The sequence below is a fragment of the Bradyrhizobium sp. 2TAF24 genome, assembly GCF_052115025.1.
In the GTDB taxonomy this organism is placed as follows: domain Bacteria; phylum Pseudomonadota; class Alphaproteobacteria; order Rhizobiales; family Xanthobacteraceae; genus Bradyrhizobium_A.
This window is the reverse complement of record NZ_JBFRFW010000002.1, coordinates 97332-122853: the sequence shown is the minus strand read 5'-3', so window position 1 is coordinate 122853 and position 25522 is coordinate 97332. Positions and strand designations below refer to the sequence as shown.

The 25522-nt window shown below is 66.8% G+C and carries 22 protein-coding genes and 1 riboswitch; of the genes, 9 read left to right on the top strand and 13 right to left on the bottom strand.

Annotation, left to right across the window (positions count from 1 at the left end):
* The first annotated feature begins 3 nt into the window (after positions 1-3).
* From cobW to AB4Z37_RS03785, 4 genes are read left to right on the top strand one after another with little or no spacing between them, the layout of a single operon-like run.
* Complete coding sequence (gene cobW / locus AB4Z37_RS03800) at positions 4-1017, top strand: cobalamin biosynthesis protein CobW (RefSeq protein WP_441515355.1); 1014 nt, start codon at positions 4-6, stop codon at positions 1015-1017.
* A gap of 17 nt (positions 1018-1034) precedes the next feature.
* On the top strand, positions 1035-4745 hold the full coding sequence (gene cobN / locus AB4Z37_RS03795; protein ID WP_441515354.1) for a cobaltochelatase subunit CobN: 3711 nt from the start codon (positions 1035-1037) through the stop codon (positions 4743-4745).
* A complete protein-coding gene (cobO, locus tag AB4Z37_RS03790; protein WP_441515353.1) occupies positions 4742-5368 on the top strand; it encodes a cob(I)yrinic acid a,c-diamide adenosyltransferase in 627 nt (208 codons plus the stop codon). Before cobN ends, cobO begins: the two co-directional genes overlap by 4 nt.
* Complete coding sequence (locus AB4Z37_RS03785; protein ID WP_441515352.1) at positions 5368-6831, top strand: cobyric acid synthase; 1464 nt, start codon at positions 5368-5370, stop codon at positions 6829-6831. Before cobO ends, AB4Z37_RS03785 begins: the two co-directional genes overlap by 1 nt.
* Here the strand turns inward: AB4Z37_RS03785 and cbiB are convergent.
* Both cbiB and AB4Z37_RS03775 read right to left on the bottom strand, forming a co-directional pair.
* Entirely contained in the window at positions 6828-7805 is a 978-nt protein-coding gene (cbiB, locus tag AB4Z37_RS03780; protein WP_441515351.1) for an adenosylcobinamide-phosphate synthase CbiB, read from the bottom strand. The two genes, AB4Z37_RS03785 and cbiB, sit on opposite strands and share 4 nt — an antisense overlap.
* Before the next feature lies 1 nt (position 7806).
* Complete coding sequence (locus AB4Z37_RS03775) at positions 7807-8667, bottom strand: ABC transporter substrate-binding protein (protein WP_441515762.1); 861 nt, start codon at positions 8665-8667, stop codon at positions 7807-7809.
* A 9-nt stretch (positions 8668-8676) separates the two neighbouring features.
* Here AB4Z37_RS03775 and cobD point away from each other — a divergent pair, with 9 nt between their 5' ends.
* The gene (gene cobD / locus AB4Z37_RS03770) at positions 8677-9666 is read left to right on the top strand and encodes a threonine-phosphate decarboxylase CobD (protein ID WP_441515350.1); all 990 of its coding nucleotides are present in this window, start codon (positions 8677-8679) and stop codon (positions 9664-9666) included.
* A gap of 8 nt (positions 9667-9674) precedes the next feature.
* On the opposite strand, the gene AB4Z37_RS03765 is transcribed toward cobD, so the two are convergent.
* From AB4Z37_RS03765 to AB4Z37_RS03740, 6 genes are all read right to left on the bottom strand, one after another.
* Complete coding sequence (locus AB4Z37_RS03765) at positions 9675-10472, bottom strand: ABC transporter ATP-binding protein (protein ID WP_441515349.1); 798 nt, start codon at positions 10470-10472, stop codon at positions 9675-9677.
* Complete coding sequence (locus tag AB4Z37_RS03760; protein WP_441515348.1) at positions 10469-11491, bottom strand: FecCD family ABC transporter permease; 1023 nt, start codon at positions 11489-11491, stop codon at positions 10469-10471. Before AB4Z37_RS03760 ends, AB4Z37_RS03765 begins: the two co-directional genes overlap by 4 nt.
* 49 nt (positions 11492-11540) lie before the next feature.
* Positions 11541-11705 carry a hypothetical protein gene (locus AB4Z37_RS03755; protein ID WP_441515347.1) on the bottom strand — a complete coding sequence of 55 codons (165 nt, stop codon included), beginning with the start codon at positions 11703-11705 and terminating at the stop codon, positions 11541-11543.
* 26 nt (positions 11706-11731) lie between these two features.
* On the bottom strand, positions 11732-13696 hold the full coding sequence (locus AB4Z37_RS03750; RefSeq protein ID WP_441515346.1) for a TonB-dependent receptor plug domain-containing protein: 1965 nt from the start codon (positions 13694-13696) through the stop codon (positions 11732-11734).
* Positions 13697-13798: 102 nt separating this feature from the next.
* Positions 13799-13993, bottom strand: a riboswitch (cobalamin riboswitch).
* On the bottom strand, positions 13977-14279 hold the full coding sequence (locus AB4Z37_RS03745; protein ID WP_441515345.1) for a hypothetical protein: 303 nt from the start codon (positions 14277-14279) through the stop codon (positions 13977-13979). It overlaps the preceding riboswitch by 17 nt.
* A 552-nt stretch (positions 14280-14831) precedes the next feature.
* Complete coding sequence (locus tag AB4Z37_RS03740) at positions 14832-15335, bottom strand: Lrp/AsnC family transcriptional regulator (RefSeq protein ID WP_441515344.1); 504 nt, start codon at positions 15333-15335, stop codon at positions 14832-14834.
* Between the two features lie 122 nt (positions 15336-15457).
* Between AB4Z37_RS03740 and hppD the strand changes: the two genes are divergently transcribed.
* Positions 15458-16582: a 4-hydroxyphenylpyruvate dioxygenase gene (gene hppD / locus AB4Z37_RS03735; protein WP_441515343.1), complete on the top strand. Its 1125-nt coding sequence runs from the start codon at positions 15458-15460 to the stop codon at positions 16580-16582.
* A 237-nt stretch (positions 16583-16819) separates the two neighbouring features.
* On the opposite strand, the gene AB4Z37_RS03730 is transcribed toward hppD, so the two are convergent.
* From AB4Z37_RS03730 to AB4Z37_RS03710, 5 genes are all read right to left on the bottom strand, one after another.
* Entirely contained in the window at positions 16820-17422 is a 603-nt protein-coding gene (locus tag AB4Z37_RS03730) for a DUF938 domain-containing protein (RefSeq protein ID WP_441515342.1), read from the bottom strand.
* A 112-nt stretch (positions 17423-17534) separates the two neighbouring features.
* Positions 17535-18335: an FAD binding domain-containing protein gene (locus AB4Z37_RS03725; protein WP_441515341.1), complete on the bottom strand. Its 801-nt coding sequence runs from the start codon at positions 18333-18335 to the stop codon at positions 17535-17537.
* 14 nt (positions 18336-18349) lie between these two features.
* A complete protein-coding gene (locus tag AB4Z37_RS03720; RefSeq protein WP_441515340.1) occupies positions 18350-20704 on the bottom strand; it encodes a xanthine dehydrogenase family protein molybdopterin-binding subunit in 2355 nt (784 codons plus the stop codon).
* 97 nt (positions 20705-20801) lie between these two features.
* Positions 20802-21287 (bottom strand): (2Fe-2S)-binding protein, encoded by a 486-nt coding sequence (locus tag AB4Z37_RS03715; RefSeq protein ID WP_441515339.1) that lies wholly within the window; start codon positions 21285-21287, stop codon positions 20802-20804.
* A gap of 26 nt (positions 21288-21313) precedes the next feature.
* The gene (locus AB4Z37_RS03710; protein ID WP_441515338.1) at positions 21314-21553 is read right to left on the bottom strand and encodes a hypothetical protein; all 240 of its coding nucleotides are present in this window, start codon (positions 21551-21553) and stop codon (positions 21314-21316) included.
* A 67-nt stretch (positions 21554-21620) separates the two neighbouring features.
* Between AB4Z37_RS03710 and AB4Z37_RS03705 the strand changes: the two genes are divergently transcribed.
* From AB4Z37_RS03705 to AB4Z37_RS03695, 3 genes are all read left to right on the top strand, one after another.
* Positions 21621-22334, top strand: coding sequence for a 3-oxoacid CoA-transferase subunit A (locus AB4Z37_RS03705; protein ID WP_441515761.1), 714 nt, complete (start codon positions 21621-21623; stop codon positions 22332-22334).
* Positions 22331-23044 carry a 3-oxoacid CoA-transferase subunit B gene (locus AB4Z37_RS03700; RefSeq protein WP_441515337.1) on the top strand — a complete coding sequence of 238 codons (714 nt, stop codon included), beginning with the start codon at positions 22331-22333 and terminating at the stop codon, positions 23042-23044. Before AB4Z37_RS03705 ends, AB4Z37_RS03700 begins: the two co-directional genes overlap by 4 nt.
* Positions 23045-23176: 132 nt before the next feature.
* Positions 23177-25240: a methyl-accepting chemotaxis protein gene (locus tag AB4Z37_RS03695; RefSeq protein WP_441515336.1), complete on the top strand. Its 2064-nt coding sequence runs from the start codon at positions 23177-23179 to the stop codon at positions 25238-25240.
* The last annotated feature ends 282 nt before the right edge of the window (positions 25241-25522 follow it).

The window sequence follows — 25522 nt, the reverse complement described above, 5'->3', positions numbered from 1 at the left end:
CGCATGTCCCGTGTTCCCGTCACCGTCCTCACCGGCTTTCTCGGCGCCGGCAAGACCACCCTGCTGCGCTCGCTGCTCACCCAGGCCGGCGGTCGCCGCATCGCGGTCATCGTCAACGAATTCGGCGACGCCGGCTTCGATGGCGGCCTTGTCGAGGAATGCGCCGCCAAGGCGTGCGCCCCGGGCGATATCGTCGAGCTGACCAATGGCTGCATCTGCTGCACGGTGGCGGATGATTTCATTCCGACCATGGACAAGCTGTTGTCGCGCGAGCGGCCGCTCGACGCCATCGTCATCGAGACATCTGGCCTGGCGCTGCCGCAGCCGCTGCTGAAGGCGTTCGCCTGGCCTGATGTGCGCACCCGCGCCACGGTGGATGGCGTGGTCACGGTGGTCGACGCGCTGGCGCTGTCCGAAGGCCGTGTCGTGCTCGACGAGGAGGCGCTGGGCGAGCAGCGTGCCGCCGATCCCTCGCTCGATCACGACGATCCGATCGAGGAGGTGTTCGAGGATCAGCTCGCTTGCGCCGACCTCGTCGTGCTGTCGAAGTCCGACCTTGTGGCGCCGCAGGCGCTGGCGGAGATGGAGAGCCGTCTCGCCGCCGTGGTGCGGTCCGGCGTGCGGCTGGTGCGCTCCGAAGGCAATCTGCCCGCCGATGTGCTGATCGGCCTCAAGGCAACGGCCGAAGACGATCTCGCTGCGCGTGCCGGTCACCACGGTGAGGAAGAGGAGCACGACCATGATGACTTCGAGAGCATCGTGGTGACGCCATCAGCCGCGTCGGATCTCGACGGTGTGCGGGCGCGTGTGGCGCAGGCCCTCGCTCTGGATGGGGTGCTGCGCGTCAAGGGGCATGCCCGTATTGACGGCAAGCCGGCGCCGGTAGTGGTGCAGGCGGTCGGCAGCCGGGTCGAACTGGCGTTCGGACGTCCTGATGCGGCGCAAGCCGAGCACCTCGTCGTCATCGGTCTGAAGGGTTTCGACGGCGACGCGGCACGCCGCGCGCTCGCCGGCTAGGAGGTTACGACGATCCGATGCACCTCAAGCTCGACACCAGCGGTGGCATCGACGACGGCGACGTCGCCCGTGATCTCGGGCAGCCGACGACCGACATCGTCGTGCTGTCGGCGGCCGACAGCGAACTCGCGGCGTTCGGCGCCGCGGCCGCACGGCTGGGAGCGGACTTTCCATCGCTGACGCTGACCAATCTGCTGGCGCTTGGTCACCCGGCTTCGGTCGATGCCTATGTCGAGCGGACGCTAAGCGCAGCGAAAATCGTCGTGCTGCGCATGCTCGGCGGCGAAAGCTACTGGCCGCATGGCATCGAGAGCCTGCGGGCCGATGCGCTGCGCCGCGGTGCGCTGTTCGCCTGCATTCCAGGTGAGCTGACCTGGAATCCGGCGCTGGCCGCGCGCGGCACGCTGGATGCAGGCGCCACCGAGCAGCTGTGGCGCTACTGCAGCGAGGGGGGCGCGGAGAACATCGCGCTGGCGCTGCGCTTCGCGGCGCATCTGATCGGGCAGGGCGAGGCACCGCCGCCGCCACGACCGATGCCCGCGGCCGGGTTCTGGCCCGCCGAGCCGGCATCGAGCGAACGCCCCCGTGCAGCCATGATTTTCTACCGCGCGCTGGCCGCCGCCGGTGACACCGCGCCGCTCGCCGACCTCGCCGAGGCCCTGCAGCAGCGCGGCCTCGATCCGGTGGGCGTTTATGTCACCAGCCTCAAAGATGAGCGCTCGAGCGCTTTCCTGCGTGCGGCGCTGGCCGCGCATCCGCCCAAGATCATCATCAACGCAACGGCGTTCGCCACCGCGACCGCAGCCGCCGACAGCGGCGTCCTTGCGGCGTTCGACTGTCCGGTGCTGCAGGTGGCGCTGGCGGGATCGTCCCGCGCCGCCTGGGAGACGTCGTCGCGCGGCCTGACACCGCGCGACCTCGCCATGCATGTGGTGCTGCCCGAGGTCGATGGCCGCGTCTTCGCCCATGCCATCGCCTTCAAGGAGAAGGCGGCTGCCGCCGACGGCGCGTTCGCGCCGACCATGCTGCGTGCCGTTGCCGATCGCGTCGCCGCGACGGCGGAGCTCGCCGCGCGCTGGGTGGCGCTGCGTCGCGCTGCGCCGACTGAGCGGCGGGTGGCGCTGGTGCTCGCCAACTATCCGAACCGCGACGGACGGCTCGCCAATGGCGTCGGTCTCGACACGCCGGAAAGCCTGATAGGTATCCTGCAGGCAATGCGTCAGGCCGGATACGATGCCGGCGCCGCGCCGGGCGACAACGCCGCGATGATGCGGCGCCTGCAGGCTGGCCCGACCAACGACCTCGCGGACCGCGCCGCGCGTCATGGTGGCGTGCGCTGGCCGCTTACCGACTATGCTCAGGCGTTCGCGCAACTCCCCGCGAGCGTCCGGCAGGCGATCACCGAGCGCTGGGGCGATCCGGCGCGGGATCCACATGTCGTGGGCGACGCCTTCCATCTCGGCCTGCATCGCTTCGGCAACCTCATGGTCGGCATCCAGCCGGCGCGCGGCTACAACATCGATCCCAAGAGCACCTATCACGATCCCGACCTCGCGCCGCCGCACCACTATCTTGCATTCTACCTGTGGCTGCGCACCGCATTTGACGCGCACGCCGTGATCCATCTCGGCAAGCATGGCAACCTGGAGTGGCTGCCGGGCAAGAGCGCCGGCCTCTCCGCCGACTGCACGCCGGATGCGGTCCTGGGACCGCTGCCGCATATCTATCCGTTCATTGTCAACGACCCGGGTGAAGGCATCCAGGCCAAGCGCCGCACTGCCGCGGTGATCGTCGATCACCTGACACCGCCGATGACCCGCGCCGAGCTGCACGACGATCTGGCGCGGATGGAAAGTCTGGTCGACGAATATGCGCTCGCCGCCGATCTCGATCCCAAGCGGGCGGGCGCGATCGCTGATGACATCCTGTCGCTGGCGCGGGTGCAGCGCCTCGACGCCGATGTCGGCGTCGACAGAGACACGCCGACCGTCGACGCACTACGGGCGATCGATGCCCATCTCTGCGATCTCAAGGAAATGCAGATTCGCGATGGCCTGCATGTGTTCGGCCGTTCGCCCGGGGGACGGCAGAGCGATGACCTCCTGGTCGCCATCGCGCGGCTGCCGCGTTCCGAGATCCGGCCGGAGGATGCGTCGCTGCACCGGGCGCTGGCGCGTGACCTGGGGCTCGGCGAATTTGATCCATTGACGCGGGAACTGGCGGTTGACTACAGCGGTCCGCGGCCGTCGACGCTTGCTACGCTCGGTGATGCGCCCTGGCGCACCGCTGGCGACACCGTGGAGCGGATCGAGCATCTCGCTGCGGCGCTGGTGCGCGGCGACGCGGCGCCCGATCCGGCCTGGACGCAGGCGGCACCGGTGCTGCACTGGATCGAGACCCGGCTGCGGCCGACCATCAGCGGCTGCGGCGAGGCCGAGATCACGGCGCTGCTGCGCGGGCTCGACGGTCGCTTCGTGCCGCCCGGGCCATCCGGCGCGCCGACCCGTGGACGGCCGGACGTGCTGCCGACCGGCCGCAATTTCTTCGCGGTCGACGTGCGTGCGGTGCCGAGCCCGTCAGCGTGGCGTATCGGCCGGCTCGCCGCCGAGCGGCTGGTCGAGCACTACTGGCAGCAGGCCGGCGAATGGCCCCGCACCATTGCGCTGTCGGCCTGGGGCACCGCCAATATGCGCACCGGCGGTGACGATGTGGCACAGGCGCTCGCGCTGATCGGCGCGCGCCCGCTGTGGGACGAGGCATCCGGGCGGGTCACCGGTTTCGCAGTCATACCGCTCGCGGAGCTGAGGCGACCGCGGGTCGATGTCACTTTCCGGGTGTCGGGCCTGTTCCGTGACGCCTTCCCGACCCAGATGGACCTGCTCGACAGCGCCGTGCGCGCGATCGCGGCGCTGGACGAACCGGATGACGCCAATCCGATCGCGGCCCATGTTCGCGTGCGGGCGCGTGCGCTTGCGGCAGACGGCGTGCCGGCCGACGCCGCGCAGCGGCAGGCGAGCTATCGCGTGTTCGGCGCCAAGCCCGGCGCCTATGGCGCGGGACTGCAGGCGCTGATCGACGAGGGGGGCTGGGACACGCGCGGCGATATCGCCGACGTCTACCTGTCGTGGGGCGCGTTCGCCTATGGCAGCGGCAGCGAGGGCGCGGCTGCCCGCGGCGATTTCGCCGCCCAGCTCGGCCGTGTCGACCTGGTCGCGCAGGCGCAGGACAACCGCGAGCACGATATTCTCGATTCCGACGACTATTACCAGTTCATGGGCGGGCTCGCCGCGACGGTGCAGAGCCTGCGCGGCGCCGCGCCGCGCATTGCTCATATCGACACCTCTCGCCCCGAGGCGCCGTTGCCGCGACCGCTGGCGCATGAGATCTCGCGCGTGGTGCGCGGCCGCGCCGCCAACCCGAAATGGATCGACGGCGTAATGCGCCATGGCTACAAAGGCGCGTTCGAGATCGCGGCGACGGTGGATTACCTGTTCGGCTTCGCCGCTTCGACCGACGCGGTGTCGAGCCATCATTTCGACCAGCTGTTCGCGGCTTATCTGGAGGACGCGCGGGTGTGCGACTTCATGGCGGAGGCCAATCCCGCGGCGCTGCGCGAAACGGCACGGCGCTTTGCCGAGGCGATGCGCCGCGGGCTGTGGACGCCGCGCTCGAACAGCGCCGCCAATCTGGTCGCCGAGCTTTTGACTTTGCAGGAGACACGACTGTGACCGAACCGGACCGCGACGACACCGAGAATGCGCGTCACGCCGAGAAGATGCGCAAGCACAAGGCGGCCCGCGACAAGATCATGGCCGGCAAGACCGGTGACAAGGGCCTCTTGATCGTCCACACCGGCACGGGCAAGGGCAAGACGTCCGCCGCGCTCGGCATGGTGTTCCGCCATATCGGCCATGGCTGGCCGGTGGCGGTGGTCCAGTTCGTCAAGTCGCCGAGCTGGGACACCGGCGAAGCCAGGCTGCTGGCGAAATTTCCGGAGCTCGTCACCCTGCACATCATGGGCGAAGGCTTCACCTGGGAGACCCAGGACCGCGCCCGCGACATCGCGGCAGCCCGCGCCGCCTGGGAGCGCGCCAAGGAGTTGGTTCGCAGCGACGACAACCGCCTGGTGCTGCTCGACGAGCTCAACATCGTGCTGCGCTACGAGTACCTGCCGATCGACGAGGTCGTCGCGTTCCTGCGCGACGAGAAGCCGGCGGACAAGCATGTCATTGTCACCGGCCGCAACGCGCACCCGGCGCTGATCGAGCTCGCCGACCTCGTTACCGAGATGACGCTGGTCAAGCATCCGTTCCGCCAGGGCATCAAGGCGCAGAAGGGCATCGAGTTCTGATGGCGGGCCGCACGCCCGCGCTGATGATCCAGGCGACCGGCTCCAACGCCGGCAAGTCGACCCTGGTTGCCGGGCTGGCGCGGTTGCTGACACGGCGCGGGCTTCGTGTCGCGCCGTTCAAGCCGCAGAACATGTCCAACAACGCGGCGATCGCGGTCGATGGCGGCGAGATTGGCCGTGCCCAGGCGGTGCAGGCGCGCGCCGCGCGGCGGCGGCCGAGCGTCCACATGAACCCGGTGCTGCTGAAGCCGGAGACCGACACCGGTGCGCAGGTCATCGTGCGGGGCCGGCGCACCGGCACGCTACGGGCGCAGCACTATCTCGACCGCAAGGCGGCGCTGCTGCCGGCGGTGCTGGAGAGCTTTGAACATCTCGCGGGGGATGCCGACATCGTGCTGGTCGAGGGCGCCGGCAGCCCGGCGGAGATCAACCTGCGCGCCGGCGACATTGCCAACATGGGCTTCGCCGCGGCCGCCGACGTGCCGGTGGTGCTGGCCGGCGACATCGACCGCGGCGGGGTGATCGCCAGCATTGTCGGCACCCACGCGGTGCTGGAGGCGGAGGAACGGGCGCGTATCCGCGGCTTCCTGATCAACAAGTTTCGCGGCGAGGTCAGGCTATTCGATGCAGGCCTGACGGAGATCACGCGCCACACCGGCTGGCCATCGCTCGGCGTCGTGCCGTGGCTGCCGCAAGCGGCGTTCCTGCCGGCGGAGGATGCGCTCGATCTCGATCGCATGGCAGCCGCGCCGGCGGAGTTGGTGATTGCGGTGCCGATGCTGTCGCGCATCGCCAATTTCGATGATCTCGATCCGCTCGGCATGGAGGAGGGCGTGCGCCTTGTGTTCGTCCGCCCGGGCGCGCCGATCCCGGCGGAGGCCGATGTCGTGGTCCTGCCCGGTACCAAGTCGACCATTGGGGACCTCGCCTTTCTGCGTCAGCAGGGCTGGGACATCGACATCCTCGCCCATGTCCGGCGCGGCGGTCATGTGCTCGGCTTGTGCGGCGGCTATCAGCTGCTCGGCACGACGATCGCCGATCCCGATGGCATCGATGGACCGGCGGGCACGGTCGCGGGCCTCGGCCTCCTCGACGTCACCACGGTGATGAGCGGCGACAAGACGACGGTGCTGTCGCGGGGGACGCACTGCGCCAGCGGTGCGCCGATCGAAGGTTATGAGATCCATCTCGGCCGCACCGAAGGGGGCGACTGCGTTCGGCCGTTCGTGCATCTCGACGACCGGCCGGATGGCGCGATGTCCGCGGACGGACGGTTGCAGGGCACCTATCTTCATGGCCTGTTCGCGGGTGATGCGTTCCGTCGTGCCTGGCTCAGCCAGTTCGGCGTTGCGGCGTCGCTGGCCTACGACGCGACGATCGAGCGGGCGCTCGATGCATTGGCCGATCATCTGGCGGCTCACCTCGATATCGACCGTCTGCTCGAGATCGCGCGCAGTCGCTAGTTCAGCGAGACGGCCAGCAGCACGGCATAGACCGCCGCCTGCAGGATGCAGGCCGTCGCCATCACGCGCAGCGCGCGGCGGATGTCGGCGTGCGCCGCATCCCTGCGGCCTTCGGCGTTGAGCAAGGGATCGTCGACGCTGTAGGTGGCGTAGCGGCGTGGGCCGGCGAGGGCGAGGCCGAGCGCGCCGGCCATCGCGGCCTCCGGCCAGCCGGCGTTGGGTGAGCGATGGTGGGCGGCGTCGCGCGCCATGACCTGCAGCGCACGGCTGATGCTGCCGCTGGCGACGGGCGCGGCGAGCGCGACCAGCAGGCCGGCAAGCCGCGCCGGGATCAGGTTGACGAGGTCATCGAACCGCGCCGCGGCCCAGCCGAACGCCTCGTGACGGGCGGTACGGTGGCCGATCATGGAATCGGCGGTGTTGATCACCTTGTAGGCGACGAGGCCCGGCAGGCCGAGCAGCGCCAGCCAGAACACCGGCGCCACCACGCCGTCGGAAAAGTTCTCGGCGCAGGATTCGATGGCGGCACGGCACACCCCGCTGTCGTCGAGCTGCAGGGTATCTCGGCCGACGATCATGGATACCGCGCGGCGCGCTTCAGTGAGGCCGCCGGATGCGAAGGCGGCGGCGACCGCGGCGACGTGCTCGTAGAGGCTGCGCTGGGCGATGAAGATCGCGGCGATCAGTGCGACAAACAGGGAGCCTGCGGGGAGCGCGCGCAGGGCGATGTCGATCAGATATCCGATGAGCAGCGCCGCGGCCACGAGCACCGCGACCGTGAGGATGCCGGCGACGCGGCGCCACGCCGGCGACTGTGTCTCGTGATTGAGGGCGCGGTCGAGCGCACCGATGGTGCGGCCGATCAGGATGATCGGGTGCGGCAAGCGCCGCCACAGCCAGTCGGGATCGCCAAGCAGTGCATCGAACGCCAGCGCGCCAAGCACGACCAGAAGGCTGTCAGACCAGGATGCCATGTCAGTGGCTGACCCGCTCAAACTCTGCCACCAGGCGATCCAGCGCGTCCGCGAGCATTGGCCCGCCGCACACGGTCAGGCGCTCGGGCAGCACGATGCGCTTGTCAGGCGGATAGAGGTCTTGCAGCGCCGGGTGCAGCAGGAAGGCGCGGCCCTGGTCCTCGGCGAAGTCGTCGCCCTCCGACACCACGATGAAATCCGGCTTTGCGGCGATGATGGCTTCCAGCGACGCGAAGCCGCCGCTGGACTTGAGGTTGACGTCGCGGGCGGCATTGGTGATGCCGATGGTTGCAAGCAGCGAACTCGTCAGGCTGTCGCCGCCGGACACCCAGCCACGGCGTGAGACGCCGAGCACCCGCACCGGCTTGCGCGCTACCGCCTCGCGCGCCCACGCCACTGCCGCATCGATGCGGGCGATCTGCGTAGCGGCTCGCTCGGGATGGCCGACGACGTCGCCGATGCGTATGATCTGCTGCTTGGTGTCTTCGATGGAGCGCACGGCGTCGAGCTCCACCACCTTGAGGCCCTGCCGCTTCAGCAATTCGCGCGTGGCGCGCTTGGTGTAGCGGCCGGCCAGCACCAGGTCAGGCTTGAGTTCCAGAACATCCTCGGCTTCGCCGGATAGTAACGGATAGCGCGCCGCCTCCACGGCCATCCAGGAGCGCGCCTTGTCCAGCGCATAGGGGCTGAGGCCGAGGACCTGGTCTGGATCTGCCAACGCGATCAGCAACTGGTCGGTGCACAGGTTGATCGAGGCGATGCGGGGGCCGGCCGCCGTGGCGGCAGTCACCGTTGCGGACGCGATGGCAAGACCGGCGACGATACCACGAATTCGCTCGCGCAGGCGGCGCGATGGTGGCATGAAGCAGCCATGAAGCATGGTGGCGATCTCGGCGAGGCAATAGCGCAGCATGGCGGTGCGCCGTCGGATTGGCTCGACCTCTCGACCGGGATCAATCCCTGTCCGTGGCCGCTGCCGGATGCGTTTGCCGTAGACGTCTGGCGGCGCCTGCCGTCGCACGCCGACAACGTCGCGCTGCTCGCGGCGGCGCGCGCGGCTTACGCCGTCCCTGAAGGTGTCGACATCGTCGCTGCCGCGGGCACGCAGGCACTGATCCAGTGGCTGCCGTGTCTCGTTGAAAATGGCGCCGTCGCCGTGGTCGGCCACACCTACAACGAGCATGCGCTGGCGTGGCGTCGCGCGGGTCATGCCGTGGTCGCCGTGGACGATCTGGCGACCGCGGTGGCGCGTGGACGCCATGTTGTCGTCGTCAATCCGAACAACCCGGATGGACGCATCTTCAGCCATGACGAATTGCGCCAGGCGGCGCGCGCGGTGCAGCGCAACGGCGGCTGGCTGGTCATCGACGAGGCGTTTGCCGATGTCGATCCCGCGCTGACCGCCGCGGCGCTGTGCGGCGACCTGCCGATCGTGATCCTGCGCTCGTTCGGAAAGTTCTACGGCCTCGCCGGCGTGCGGTTGGGCTTTGCCATCGCTGCGCCGGCGCTCGCCGAACGGATCGCCGAGGCGCTGGGGAGCTGGAGTTGCTCCGGCCCCGCGCTCGCCATCGGCGCGGCGGCGCTGGCCGATCGGGCCTGGGCCACGCGGACCCGCGAGAGCCTCAAGGCCATGGCCGAGGCGCTCGATGGCGCCCTGATGCAGGCTGGGCTGACGATCGTCGGCGGCACGCTGCTGTTCCGCCTCGCGCGACATTCTCAAGCGGCCGCCATCCATGCCCGCCTTGCCCGCCATCACATCTGGTGCCGGCGGTTCAATGATGCGCCAGATCTGCTGCGCTTCGGCCTGCCACCCGACGAGGCTGCGTGCGAGCGTCTGATCACCGCGCTGCGGTCGGGGTGAGCCGTCCCTCATTGCGATCGCTCCGCCCACGGCACGATCACCGTGGCGCCGCCATGGACAGCGCGATAGGCGTCGACCCGGAATACCTCGGCGAGGACGGCGTCGGATAGCGCTGCATCGCAGGAGCCTTGTGCGGCGAGCTGCCCGTTGGACAGCACCAGCACCTGGTCGGCAAAGCGCGCTGCAAGTCCGAGGTCGTGGGTGACGACGATGACAAGCTTGCCGTCGCCGGCCGCGGCGTGCAGGCCGCGCATCACGTCGATCTGATGGCGCGGGTCGAGCGAGGCGATTGGCTCGTCCGCGAGGATCACCGGGGCCTCCACCGCCAGCACGCGCGCCAGCGCCACACGGCTGCGCTCGCCGCCGGACAGTTCGGTGATGCTGCGTGCGCTGAACAGCGTGACGTCGGCGGTCCGCATCGCGCGCGTGACCGCGGCTTCGTCGGCTTCGCTCAGGCGGCTCGGATCGGTGGCGCCGTGCGGGTAGCGGCCAAGCGCCACGACATCGTGCACCGGCAGCGGCCAATGCACGGCATGGCCTTGTGGCAGGTAGGCGAAGCGCCGGGCGCGCTCGCGGATCGACAGCGTGGCGATGTCGGTCTGGTCGAGCTTCACCGTGCCGCGGATCAGGTCGTGCGCCGGCAGGAGGCCGGCGAGTGCGCGCAGCAGCGTGGTCTTGCCGGCGCCGTTCGGTCCGACCAGCGCGATCAGCCCCTGTTGCGGCAGGGCCAGCGAGACGCCCTTGAGCACCTCGCGGCCGGCGAGGCGGACCTGCAGGTCATCCGCCGTCAGGAAGGGCGCGGTCATGCCAGCCCTCCGCCGAGCGCGCGCCGTTCGCGCATGATCAGATAAAGGAAAAAAGGCACGCCGATGATCGCGGTGAGCACGCCGACCTTGATGTCGGTGGTCGCGGGAATGAGCCGCACGGCGATGTCGGCGGCGAGCAGCAGGCAGGCGCCGGCCAGCGCGCTCGGCACCATGATCCGTCCGGGGTCGTGGCCGACGAGCGGACGCACCAGATGCGGTGCCACGAGGCCGATGAAGCCGATGGTCCCGGTTACCGCGACCGCGCCGCCGACGCCGAGGGCGACGCCGACAATGGTGACAAGCCGCACCCGCGCCACGTCGACGCCAAGACTTTGCGCGGCTTCCTCTCCAAGGCTGAGCACACGGAAGGCGTGGCGCTGGCTCATCAGCACGATCGCGCCGGCCACGATGAACGGCAGGGCCAGCATCACATGCTGGAAGCTGCGATCCTCCAGTGAGCCGAGCAACCAGAAGGCGATCTCGAGCGCAGCAAACGGATTGGGCGACAGGTTCATCGCCAACGAGGTGAGGGCGCCGGCGAGGCTCTGCAGGGCGAGGCCGGTGAGGATCAGCAGCAGCAGCCCGGCATTGCGACCGGCAACGGCAAGCAGTGCGAACACCGAGATGAAGGCCGCGATGATCGCGGCCACAGGCAGCACGTAGGAACGGACGTCGGCGAGGCCGAGCGCGATCATCAGCACCGCACCGAAGGCAGCGGACTGCGGCGCGCCGAACAGCGACGGTGATGCCAGGGGGTTGCGCAGGAGCCCCTGCAGCGCGGCGCCGGACAACCCAAGGATGCCGCCGATGGCGAAGGCGAGGATCGCGCGAGGCAGCCGGATCTCGCGAACGATGATCAGGTGTACGTCGCTGCCGAGGCCGAGCAGGGCTCTGACCACGGTCGCCGGCGCGAGCTTGACCGGACCTACTCCCAGCGAAGCGACAAAAAGCGCGCTCGCAAGCACAGCAAGGATCAGGGGGGCCGTGAGTGAAGGCCGGGCGGCGCCGGGGGCTACCATGTCGCGTTGACCCCTCCATGGGCGATAGGCCCGATTGTCTCGTGGTTGGTCACGTCCAGGTCGCTTGCACTGAGGATGTGTCGCTTGCACTGAGGATGTTTTGCGCCGCGGGCGTATCGGCAGTCATCTTGCTCCAGACCTGATCAGCGGCCATGTGGCGGAAGACAGCGATGACGGCGGCACCGAACCACAAAGCATCGTCGCGTGCAAGCACGCGACGATGCTTCACCGGTTTCCAGGCTATCTTACGCCATAGCTGGCGACACGAACGCCACCGAAGATCCCGAAGCCGGGCCGCAGGAATCCGGTCGGGTCCTGATAGCGCTGGTTGAACAGGTTATCGATGCGCCCGAACAGTTTCATCTGGTCGTTGATGGTGTAGTCGGCCGCGAGGTTGACGACGGTGTAGCCCGGTGCGGTCATCCGCGGGATGGAGAAATCGCGGCTGCTGTCGATGAAGCTGCCGACATAGAGCACGGTTCCCGATACCGACAGCACCGCAGAGGGCGACCAGTTCGCCGTCACGCTCGCCTTGTTCTTCGGACGTCGCAGCAGTTCGAGGCCGGTCGTCTTGTCGATCGCGCGGGTATAGGTGTAGTCACCGCGCAACTGAACGGTCTCGGAGACGGTCCAGGTCGCGAACGTCTCGACGCCTTCGGTTTCTGCCGCGCCGATATTGACATAGGTCGAGCTGAAGGTCGCCGGGTTCGACACGGTGTTGATCAGGTCGGTGATGTCGTTGTGGAAGTAGGTGGCGCCGAAGCGGAAGCGGTCGCCGACCGGTTGCTCGAAGCCGGCGTCGTAGCCGGTGCTCTGCTCCGGTTTGAGGTTCGGATTGGCAAAGAACAGGAACGACGGATAGTCGACATAGAGCTGGCTCAGGGTCGGGGCCTTGAAGCCGGTGCCATAGCTCGCCTTCAGCCTGGTCTCGGTGCCTGGAATGATGTAGGCGGGCACCACGCGCCAGGTGGTGTGGTCGCCGAAGCGGTCGTTGTCGTCGAGGCGGATGTTCGACACCACGAACAGCCGCTTGAAGAATTCAGATTGCAGCTCGAGATAGGCGCCTTTGTTGACGTTCTCGGCGAATACCGTGGCAGTGTTGAGCTGCTCTCGCTCGTGCTCTGCGCCGATCACCAGGGTCTGCGCCGGCAGCAGGGCCAGCACGCCACGCCAGTCATATTTCACGCGATCGCCGGTGTTGGTGGAGTTGCCCGCGCTCGGATCGGCATTGAAATTCCAGTGGCTGGCGTAGTTCACGCCGAAATAGTTCTTGAAACGGCCGTCCAGCAGCGACCATACGCCCTCGGCGCGGGTGAAGATCTGCCGTACCTGCTGCGTGCTCTGGGTCGGGCTCGGTGTGCTGGAGAAGGTGACGGGATTGAAGGTGTCGCCGGTGAAGCGCAGCGTCGCGTCGGTGTAGCGGGCCGTGACGTTGAGGGCGAAATCGTCGGTGACGTCGACGCCGAGCTTCGTGGAGTATGTCATGTTGTCATACCAGTTGCCGATCGCCCGCTGCCCCGGCGGCAGAAGCTCGGATGGCGTGACCGGCGTGTTGGATGACGCGAAGTGTGAGACATTGAAGGCGTAGCTGATGCGGTCCTGTGATCCGCTGAGGCCGACGTCCTGGTTGAACGTGCCGAACGAGCCGCCCTCGATGCTGGCGGTCGCCCGCGGCGGACCTTCGCCCTTCCTGGTGGTGATGGAGATCACGCCGCCGATCGCATCGGCGCCGTAGAGGCCGCTCTGCGGTCCCCGCAACACCTCGATGCGTTCGATGTCGCTGGTGAGCAACTGGCCGAGATCGAACACGCGGTTGACGTCGCTGGGATTGCTGACGTCGATGCCGTCGATCAGCACCTTGGTGTGGTTGGCGTTGGTGCCGCGGATGAACACGGCGGTGAGGCCGCCGGGGCCGCCGCTCTGGACCACATTGAGCCCGGGCACGGTGGCGAGGGCGTCAGGCACCGTGCGCCGCTGGTCACGCTCGAGGTCCTTGCCGGAGATCACCGTCACCGAATTGCCGATCTGCTCGGCCGGCGTTTCCGTCCGCGTGGCGCTGACGACGATCTCGGGCAGATTCTGGGCCGCCGTCGGCGCCGGTTGAGCGCGGGCCTGGGAGATGGCGGTGAAGAGCAGTGGTGCGGCGATGGAGGTGACCACCGCCTGGCGGCGGCGCGACTTTGACGCAGTGAAAACAGCAGACATGGAGCCCTCGGTTGACGGCAGTGGCACGTCACAGCAACCGGGGCCCATGCGAGCGTTCACCCTCATGGAACCAATGCCTGTACTCCCCGACCGGCATCGTCGCGTGTGACCACGTTGACGGCAGGTCTCCTGGCTCGCGAGTCATCGCTGCGCCATCGCCTTCCCGGGTCCGAGGGCCCAGTGGCAACGGATGGCTGGCTCGTCGCTTACAGTTGCGGGGGCAGCTGCGGCATCGGAGGGGATCCTCACCGCATTCCCTTTTGATCCCAAATGGGAACCGTCAACCAGACGTTAAGATTTGGCCGTGTCGGGCGTCAATAGCCGCCGGCTGCGGTGCGGCAGGGCGGCTGAAAGTGTTGCGCGTTTGTCTCAGAACGCGACGTGTCAGCGCGGTGCGGTTAACCTTTGGAACGACATTGGAACGAAACACGCCCGAATCGGCCGAATCGCCATGGCGCTCGATCGCGCCCGCCTCATCTGGGGATTGCGCGGATGCGCGGGTACAAGATGAAGATCGGGCTTCGGCACCGATCACGATCGTTTCATTATGCGGCGTGCTGCAATCGTTAATTTCGCGAGACATGGCCGGGCTTGTGTGCGCCTGTCGCCGCCAGGTGCCGTCACGATCAGTGGCATCGCGCAGAACAAGGCATTTGTGTCGAAATGTAACGAACCGCGCTCGTGCCGTTAACATTTCGAACGCTGCCGGAACGAAACGAGGGCGAATCGGCCGAATCGCCGTGATCGTCGATCGCGCCCGCCTCATCTTGGGACCGGCGAATGCATGGCTACAAGATGAAGATCGGCTTCGGGACAGATTGCGATCGCTTCATCGCGCGACGTGTCGCAATCGTTAATTTTCGCGAGAGGCGGCCGGGCTTGGTGTGTACCTGCAGCGGCCAGGTGTCGTCGCCAGCCAGCGACTTCGTGCAGAACAAGGCATTTGTGTTGAAATGTAACGAGCGCGATGAGCGCCTTTAACGTTTCGAACAACGGCGGAACGAAACAGGGGCGAATCGGCCGAATCACCCGGGCGCGATACCAGGCCATGCTTGATCTGGTGATGTCGGCCGCATGCACCACAACATGGCGTTGGCGTCTTTTCAGTCGTGGCGACGCCCGACGTCTCAAATCGTTAACGCCCGCCAGCGGGGCGCGGCCGGCCAAGCGGCAGCTTCCGCGTGGTCTTGAGGCAATCCAGCACGATCGACGAGCGCACATGGGCGACGCTGTCGTGCGGCATCAGCACATTGTTGACGATGTCAGACAAGCTCTTGAGGTCGCGCAGTGCGATCTTGAGCATGTAGTCGGCGTCGCCGGTGAGGGCGAAGGCCTCCTGGATATCGTCGACCCGCAGCACCAGGTCACGAAAGCGCTTGGCGTTGTTCGGCGAGTGGGTGGCGAGCGTGATGTGCACCAGGGCGATGACATTGAAGCCCAGCGCCTCATTGGCGAGGTCGGCATGATAGCCCTGGATGATGCCATCCTCCTCGAGCCGGCTGCGGCGGCGCGAGCACTGCGAGGCGGACAGGCCGGCGATATCAGCCAGCTCCTGGTTGGTCAGGCGCCCGTCATCCTGCAGGGCGGCGAGAATCTTCAGATCGAAGGCGTCGACCGCGACGGTTCCCATCGATGTCATGCAGAAGAAGCCTCCTAGATGCACAGATCGTGCGTGTTCGTGCCGGAAAGCGCCCCATTATGCATGAACATTGTGTCCGATGTGAATGAAAATGTCGGCATCAAAGTCCAGGGAGAGCCGCGATGGGTCCGTTTCCGCACGATGCGCCAGCCGCCACCATTTCCGACCACAACCCGATGGGGACCGACGGCTTCGAGTTCGTCGAATACGCCCACCCGGAGCCGGAGCAACTGCATGCCTTGTTCCGCCTGATGGGGTTCACCGCGGTGGCGCGGCATAAGACCAAGGCGATCACTGTGTACCGCCAGGGCGACGTGAACTATCTCGTCAACGAACAGCCGGGCACTCACGGCCACAGCTTCGTCGCTGCCCATGGCCCGTGTGCGCCGTCGATGGCGTTCCGGGTGGTCGATGCGCGTCGCGCCTATGAACGCGCCATTTCGCTCGGCGCCGAACCAGCGGACATTCCGTCCGCGCAGAAGACCCTCGACGTTCCCGCGATCAAGGGGATCGGCGGCAGCCTGCTGTATTTCGTCGATCAGTATGGCGCCAAGGGTTCGGCCTACGACGCCGAGTTCGAGTGGCTCAATGGCCGCAATCCGCGGCCCGAAGGCGTTGGCCTCTATTATCTCGACCATCTCACCCACAACGTCCATCGCGGCCGCATGGATGTGTGGACCGGCTTCTACAGCCGTCTGTTCAACTTCCGCCAGATCCGCTTCTTCGACATCGAGGGCCGCGCATCGGGCCTGTTCTCGCGGGCGCTGACCAGTCCCGACGGCAAGATCCGAATTCCGATCAACGAAGACGCCGGCGATGCCGGGCAGATCGAGGAGTATCTCCACATCTACCGCGGCGAGGGCATCCAGCACATCGCCTGTGGCGTGAAGGACATCTATCGCGCCATCGAAGCGTTGCGCGCGGATGGCCTGCCGTTCATGCCGTCGCCGCCCGAGACCTATTTCGAGCGGGTCGACCGCCGGCTGCCCGGGCACGGTGAGGACGTGGCGCGGCTGCAGAAGAACGGTATCCTGATCGACGGCGAAGGTGTCGTGAATGGCGGCCACACCAAGGTGCTGCTGCAGATCTTCTCCGCCAACGCCATTGGCCCGATCTTTTTCGAGTTCATCCAGCGCAAAGGCGACGACGGCTTCGGCGAAGGCAACTTCAAGGCGCTGTTCGAGTCGATCGAGGAAGACCAGATCCGCCGCGGCGTGCTGGCGGTGAACGGCAAGACCGCGGCGTAGCGTCAACACGCTGTGATGTGGCGCATCGGCGTTCACTCCGTCATTCCGGACGCCGCTTTGCGGCGATCCGGAATCTCGAAGGCTCCGCAAGATCGACAGCCGAGATTCCGGGGCCGTCGCCGCGCGCCGGCCCGGAATGACATGCAATGGTCTGTCGGCTGGCCGCGCTCTCATTTTTTGTTTTGACGCGTTTTCTTTGCGCGAACCGGTGCCCACTTCGCTCGAAAACGCTTTAGCTCAACGTTTCCGGAAGACCACGCTGAGATTGTTTGCCGGCATCGGCGTGACGGCCGGGCTTGCAAATCCGCTGGCCGTCGCGAGGGCGGCGACATCGTCGAGCAATCGCAGGCCCCACGCGGGATTGCGGCTGCACAGGCTGGCGTCGAACGCGGCGTTGCTCGGCTCGAGCGGAGTGTCGCTGCGCCGGTAGGGTCCATAGAGATAGAGTGGTGCGCCCGGCGGCAGGATCGCGGCCGCGCCGCGCATCAGGCCTTGCGTCGCCTGCCACGGTGCGATGTGGATCATGTTGATGCAGACGACGGCGTCGGCATGGGCGATCGGCCAGGGCGGGGCGGCGGCATCAAGCGCAATCGGCGCCTCGATGTTGGGAAGGCCGCTGTCGGCGACCCAGGCCGCAATGCTGCGCCGCTCATCGATGCCTGGATCGGACGGTTGGAAAACGAGGTCCGGCAGGTGGCGGGCGAAATGCACCACATGTTCGCCGCTGCCGCTGGCGATCTCCAGCACGGTGCCGCGCACGGGCAGAATGGTCCGCAGCACGTCGAGGATGGGATCACGGTTGCGAAACGCCGCAGGCGCGGACAGGCGATCGTCGGTCATCGGTGCACAATACCCCGATCCGCTGCAGACGAAAGCTTCGGGGCGTGATCTGCAAAAGCCGGCGCCCCAAAGCGCGGGCGCCGGCTCCGGGCAATTGGTTGATCGAGCCGGGTCAGCCCGCGTCAGCCACCGCGCGTTGCGCCATCACCTTGATCAGGTTGGCGCGATAGACGGCGCTGCCGTGGATATCCTCGATCATTCCAGTCGCGGGGATCGTGATCGCGTCGAGTGCGGCTGCCGACCAGCTGGCCTTGAGCGCAGCTTCGATCGCCGGCACTCGCATCACACCGTTCTGCGACGCGCCGGTGGCCGCGACGCGGACATCACCGCCTTTGGTTTTCGCCACGAACACGCCGGTCAGGGCGAAGCGCGATGCCGGATGGCGGAACTTGGCATAGGCCGCTTTCTCCGGGATCGGGAAGGAGACCGCGGTGATGATCTCGCCGTCTTCGAGCGCGGTCGAGAACAGGCCCTTGAAGAAGTCGGCGGCCTTGATGCTGCGCGTGTTGGTCGTGATGGTCGCATCGAGCGCCAGCACCGCCGCCGGGAAGTCCGCGGCTGGGTCATTGTTGGCGATCGAGCCGCCGATGGTGCCGCGATAGCGCACCGCCGGATCGCCCAGCGTCGAGGTCAGATGGGCGATCGCCGGGATCGTCTTGTTGACCGCGGGATCAGTCATGATGTCGTAGTAGGTTGTCGCGGCTTTGATGGTCAGCGTATCGGCCGACGCTTCGACACCCACCAGCTCCTTGATCCGGGCGAGGTCGATTACGTCCGATGGCGCCGCCAGGCGCTGCTTCATCACCGGCAGCAGTGTCTGGCCGCCGGCGAGATATTTGGCTTCCGTGCCCTTGGCGAACAGCGCCGTGGCGTCGGCGACGGTCGAGGGGCGATGATATGTGGTCTGGTACATGGTTCGTCTCCCCGTTACTCGGCGGCCTGCGGCTGATGAATGGCGTGCCACACCCGGTCGGGGCTGGCCGGCATCTCCAGGCGGTTGTGGCCGATGGCGTCGGTGATGGCGTTGATGACGGCGGCGGATGAGCCGATGGCACCCGCTTCGCCGCAGCCCTTGATGCCGAGCGGATTGCCCGGGCACAGCGTCGTGGTGTGCGACAGCTGGAACGACGGCAGGTCGTCGGCGCGCGGCATGGCGTAGTCCATGAACGACGCCGTCAGCAACTGGCCGCTGCTGTCGTAGACCGCGCCCTCCAGCAGCGCCTGCCCGATGCCCTGGGCAAGGCCGCCATGGACCTGGCCCTCGACGATCATCGGGTTGATCAGGCGGCCGAAATCGTCGGCGGCGACGAAGTTGATGAAGCTGGTCTTGCCGGTGGCGGGATCGACCTCGAGCTCGCAGACATAGGCGCCGGCGGGGAAGGTGAAGTTGGTCGGATCGTAGAACGCGCCTTCCTTGAGGCCCGGCTCCATGCCGTCGGGCAGGTTGTGGGCGGTGTAGGCGGCGAGCGCCACCATCGGCAAGGCGATCGCCTTGTCGGTGCCGGTCACCTTGAACTGGCCTTCCTCGATGACGATGTCGTCGACCGAGGCTTCGAGCTGATGGGCGGCGATCTTCTTGGCCTTGGCCTCGACCTTCTCCATCGCCTTGACGATGGCGGACAGGCCGACCGCGCCGGAGCGCGAACCGTAGGTGCCCATGCCGAACTGCACCTTGTCGGTGTCGCCGTGGACGATCGACACCTGGCTGATCGGAATGCCGAGGCGGTCGGCGACCACCTGGGCGAAGGTGGTCTCGTGGCCCTGGCCGTGGCTGTGCGAGCCGGTCAGGATCTCGATGGTGCCGACAGGATTGACGCGAACCTCGGCGGATTCCCACAGGCCGACGCCGGCGCCGAGGCTGCCGACGGCCTTCGACGGCGCGATGCCGCAGGCCTCGATGTAGCAGGAGAAGCCGATGCCGCGCAGCTTGCCGTCCTGCTTGGCTTTCGCCTTGCGGGCCGGGAAGCCGGCATAGTCGATGGCCTTCAGCGCGGCGTCGAGCGAGGCATTAAAGTCACCGGTGTCGTACGCCATGATCACCGGGGTCTGGTACGGGAACTGGGTGATGAAGTTCTTGCGCCGCAGTTCGGCTGGATCGACCTTGAACTGCCGCGCCGCGGTTTCCATGATGCGTTCGAGCAGGTAGCTCGCTTCCGGCCGTCCGGCGCCGCGGTAGGCGTCGACCGGGGTGGTGTTGGTGTAGACCGTGATCACCTCGGCGGAGATGTTGGGAATGACATACTGGCCCGACAGCAGCGTGGCGTAGAGATAGGTCGGCACCGATGACGAGAACAGCGACATGTAGGCGCCGAGGTTGGCGTAAGTCTTCACCCGCAGGCCGGTGATCTTGTGGTCCTTGTCGAAGGCCATCTCGGCCTTGGTCAGGTGATCGCGGCCATGGGCATCGGTGAGGAAGGCTTCGGTGCGGTCCGCCGTCCACTTCACCGGGCGGTTGACGCGCTTCGACGCCCACAGCGCCACCATTTCCTCGGGATAGATGTAGATCTTGGAGCCGAAGCCGCCGCCGACGTCAGGAGCGATCACCCGCAGCTTGTGCTCGGGGGCGATGTTGTAGAACGCCGACAGCACGAGGCGCGCGACATGCGGGTTCTGCGACGTGGTGTAGAGCGTGTAGTGCTCCTCGGCGGCGTCGTAGCTGGCGACGGCCGCGCGCGGCTCCATGGCATTCGGCACGAGGCGGTTATTGACGAGGTCGAGCTCGACGACATGCGCGGCGTTCTTGATCGCGGCGTCGGTCGCCGCCTCGTCGCCGATATGCCAGTCGTAGATCATGTTGCCCGGGGCTTCGGGATGAAGCTGGGGCGCGCCCGGCGCGATCGCGGCGCGGATGTCGGCGGCTGCCGGCAGTTCCTCGTAGTCGACGACGACCGCTTCGGCGCCGTCGCGCGCCTGGTTGCGCGTCTCGCCGATCACGACCGCGACGGCCTGGCCGACGAAGCGCACGGTTTCCGGCGCCATCGCCGGCCATGCACCCATCTTCATGGGCGTGCCGTCCTTGGAATGGATCATCCAGCCGCAGATCAGGTTGCCGACCTTGTCGTCGACCAGTTGCTGGCCGGTGAGCACGGCCACCACGCCGGGCAGCTTCAGCGCCTCCGACGCATCGATGCTCTTGACCCTGGCGTGCGGGTGGGGGCTGCGCACGAAGTGCGCATAGGTCATGCCGTGCAGTCGAATGTCGTCGACGTAACGACCGCTGCCGGTAATGAACCGCTTGTCTTCCTTGCGCGCGACGCGCGCGCCGATGCCTTCAACGCCCATGCGATCTCTCCCTGTCCGGCGGACGGCCACGCGACGCTCGCGGAGTCGGGGCGCTTGCCGCCTGTGATTGCTTCGAAGACCAAGTCGGCGGCGCGGCTCATTCGGCCGCGACGGAAACCTTCATGCGCTCGGCGGCGTCGAGCACGGACTTGACGATGTTGTGATATCCCGTGCAGCGGCAAATATTGCCCTCGAGCTCGTGGCGGACTGTCGCCTCGTCGAGCTTGCCGCCATGGCGATGGACGATGTCGATCGCGCTCATGATCATGCCCGGCGTGCAATAGCCGCACTGCAGGCCATGATTGTCGCGGAAGGCCGCCTGCATCGGGTGTAGCTGGTCGCCGGTGGCAATGCCTTCGATCGTGGTAATGCTGCTGCCGTCGGCCTGGCCGACCAGCGTGGTGCAGGATTTGACCGCGCGGCCGTCGATATGAACGACGCAGGCGCCGCACTGGCTGGTATCACAGCCGACATGTGTGCCGGTGAGGCCGAGATGATCGCGCAGCAGATTCACGAGCAGGGTGCGATCTTCAACGTCGGCGGACACCGCCTTGCCGTTGACCGTCAGTTTGACTGTTGGCACGCCGATCCTCCCTCAAAAAGTTCTTTTCATTGTTCCAATATTAAAGAGCAGGGCGTCGTTGCTTTGCAACCACGATTTTGGTCGTAGCGGCGTTTGCCACCGCACGGCGTGCGGCCCGAGGCCGCCTGCAGCTTTTTCAGGCGTGCGATCCCGCTGAGATATGACAAACTTGCGTACAGGGCCGGCGGCGTGCGGCCTTGTCGCAGTGTCACGTGGGTGCAAACAATGCCGGCCACGACACCGATGCCGGTCAACAGATCCAGCACGGCAAAACAAAGATGACGACGGGGCGACAGCCGTCGGCCCCCAGGTGGGAAGGAAAGGTTCGGCGTGATCGACAAGCAGGTCAAGGACATCAGGGAGGCGGTCGCGGATATCCGCGATGGCGCAGTGGTGCTGGTCCCGGGCTTCGGAGCGGTGGGCATTGCCGACCACCTGCTGGAGGCGCTGTGTGACCAGGGCGCGCGCGACCTCACCATCGTCGCCAACAATGCCGGCAACGACGAGCATGGTCTCGCGCGGCTGATCAACCTTGGCCGCGTCCGCAAGGTGATCTGCTCCTATCCGCGGTCCGGTGACTACCGCGCCTTCCTCAATGCCTATCGCAGCAAGAGCCTCGAGCTGGAACTGGTGCCGCAGGGCACCATCAGTGAGCGTATGCGCTGCGCTGCAGCAGGACTGGGCGGCTTCTTCTCGCCGGTGTCGGCCGGCACCAAGCTCGCCGAGGGCAAGGAGACGCGCGTCATCGACGGACGGCTGCATGTGTTCGAGAAGCCGTTGCGTGGCGACGTCGCGCTGGTCAAGGCCGCGCGCGGCGACCGCTGGGGCAATCTGACCTACCGGAAGTCGAGCCGAAACTTCAATCCGGTCTGCGCCATGGCGGCTGACCTCACCATTGTCGAGGTCGAGACCATGGTCGACCTCGGCAGCCTCGATCCCGAGGCGGTGGTGACGCCGGGCATTTTTGTCAATCGCATCGTCGAGGTCGGCCGCCTGCCGCCCAAGAACCATCCGCTTTACGCCAAATACTCGGGAGCTGCCGCATGACCCCGCTGACCCGCCACCAGATCGCCTGGCGCGCCGCCCAGGACCTGCCCGAAGGGGCCTATGTCAATCTTGGCATCGGCATTCCGACGTTGACCGCGAGCTATGTGCCGGCGGAACGCGAGGTGATCTTCCATAGCGAGAATGGCGTGCTCGGCCTTGGTCCGGCGCCGAAACCCGGTGAGGAGGACGACGACCTGATCGATGCCGGCAAGAACTACACCACCCTGATCAAGGGCGGTTGCTACGTTCACCATGCCGATGCGTTTCTGATGATCCGCGGCGGCCATCTCGACATCAGTCTGCTCGGCGCCTTCGAAGTCTCCGGCTCCGGTGATCTCGCCAACTGGACCACAGAGGACCCCGACTTTCCGCCGGGGGTGGGGGGCGCCATGGACCTCGCGGTTGGCGCCCGCGCCATTCGGGTGTTGATGGAGCACACCAGCAAGACCGGTGAGCCGCGGATCAAGCACCGCTGCTCGTTGCCGCTCACCGCCCCGGGGGTGGTGAAGCGCATCTACACCAATCTCGCCGTGATCGACGTCACCCCGCAGGGGCTGGTGGTGCGGGAAATGGTTTCGGGCATGGATCTGGCCCGTCTGCAATCCCTGACCGAGCCGGCCTTGCAGCTCGCACCGGACTGGCAGGAACTGCAGGCGCCGGCGATCACACCGGCCAAGCCTGCGGCGAAAGCTGCCGACCAGGCCGCCTGATCGGGTCCTTACCGCACTACCAGAGGTAGAGGTTTACGCCCTCTTATCGATTTTGCTGTAATTTGATGTATCGCTGTGACCGGGGGCCATCCCGGTCACTTTCGTTTGGCAATCGATTGGGGTGGTTCGCAAATGGGCTGGTTCAGGGGTGCCGGGGGGCAGAAGCACGGCGCGCAGGCGCAAAAGAAACCCGGCTTTTTGTCCAACTTGAGGTTTCGCGCCAAGATCATGCTGGGCTTCGTCACGGTGCTCGGCCTCTCGGCTGTGAGCATGGGCGTTGCCTATTTCGGCTTCGAGCGGATTTCCGCAGGGGTCAGTTCCTACCATACGATCGTGTCGGAGACCGACGCCGCGCGGGACATTGACCGCGAGCTTGCCGCCTACCAGTTACTTGCGCGTTACTACGCCCTGACCGGCTACGCGGCCGATGAATCGGCGGCCCGCTCCGCCGAAGGCGACCTCGCCAAGGCGATCAAGCGAGCCGAGAGTGTCAGCAGCGGCGACAACAAGGCGAAGATTTCGACGCTCGCCGGCAAGTTCAATGAGTTTACGAGGCTGTTCGCCCAGGTCGTCGAGATCAAGACCGAGAATGCGGGCATCGCGTCGAACCAGCTGCTGCGGCTCGGCAACTTCTTCCGCTACCGCCTCGAGGACCTCGCGGATACCGCAGCGCTCGCCGGCCAGACCTCGTTCCAGGCCAGCGTCAAGGAAATGGCGATGCAGTCCGCGGCGGTGACCGCGAACGTCGCCAACTTCATCGTCAAGCCGGATCAGGCAGTGGCGAACAGCGCCACGGCCCGCATTCACCTGCTCAAGAACAGCTTTGCCTCACTCACCTCGAGTGACGAGAAGCTGAGCGCCAAGATCAAGGAAATCGCCGACCAGCTCGGCGGCTACCAGACCTCCTTCACCAAGTTCGTCCAGAACTCGGCGAAGGTCGATGAACTGACCGCCCAGATGACGGAATCGGCCGGTGCCATCACCAAGGACGCCAAGGTGGTCAAGGATGGTCTGCTGGCACAGCAGGACCGCATTTCCGAACAGTCCAACGCCATCGCCCAGGACACCAAGAACTTCGTGTCCCTGCTCGGCATCGGCGGTCTGGTGTTCGGTGCGCTGCTGGCCTGGACCCTGGGTCAGGGCATCTCCCGGCCGATGATCGGGATGTGCGCGGCGATGCGTGAGCTCGCGACCGGCAAGTTCGACGTCGTGCTGCCGGGCCTCGGCCGCAAGGACGAGATCGGCGAGATGGCGAGCGCTGTCGAGGAGTTCAAGCTGCAGGCCGTCGCCAAGGCCGAGCGCGACGCCGCAGAGCGAGAAGCCCAGAACAAGGCGAGTGGCGACGCCCGCCGATCCGAGCTGCATCGTTTCGCCGACAACTTCGAAGAGGCCGTCGGCGGCATCGTCTCCAACGTGTCGCAGTCGGCGAGCCAGCTCGAGAGCGCGGCCGGCACGCTGACCCGCACCGTCGAAACCACGCAGGAGCTGTCCGGCCGTGTCGCCGGCGCTTCGGAGGAAGCGTCGTCCAACGTGCAGTCGGTCGCCTCGGCGACCGAGGAGCTGTCGGCGTCGGTCGATGAGATCGGCCGCCAGGTGCAGGAATCCAGCCGGATCGCCGCCGCCGCGGTGTCTCAGGCAGAGGAGACCGACGCCCGCATCGCCAAGCTGTCGCGCGCCGCGCAGCAGATCGGCGACGTGGTCAAGCTGATTACCGCGATCGCCGAGCAGACCAACCTGCTGGCACTCAACGCGACCATCGAGGCTGCCCGCGCCGGCGAAGCCGGCCGAGGCTTCGCGGTGGTGGCGAGCGAGGTGAAGTCGCTTGCGAGCCAGACCGCGAAGGCGACCGACGAGATCTCCTCGCACATCACCGGCATGCAGGTTGCGACCCAGGAGTCGGTTGCCGCGATCAAGGAGATCGGCCAGACCATCGGCCAGATCTCGCGCATCGCCGCCACCATCGCCACCGCGGTCGAACAGCAGAGTTCCGCGACCCAGGAAATCGCCCGCAACGTCCAGAGCGTCGCCAAGGGCACCCAGGAGGTCGCCGGCAGCATCACCGAGGTCAACCGCGGTGCCGGCGAAACCGGCGCGGCCTCCGGTGATGTGCTGAACTCGGCGCAGACCTTGTCGGTCGAGAGCACCCGGCTTCGCCAGGAACTCGACCGCTTCATGGCGACCATTCGCGCCGCCTGAGCCTGCGTACCGGCTCTCAGCCGCAATCATCGTGTTGCGATCCCCCGGAGCGGTCTCCGGGGGATTTTTTTTACGTGTTCCGGACGTGTTGCCAACGGGGAACCTGACCGCCGGACGGGCGTTACCCTCCCGCGACGGGCCGATATCGGTTCCATCGCGCTGAGCTTCTGGAGCCTGCGCTCCGGATCGGTTTCATTGCGGGTCTGTCCATCACCGGTCACCCCAGAATTACCTGGCGCGCACGAACCCTTCAGGCGTCCACGCCGTGGTGCCATCGGTGCG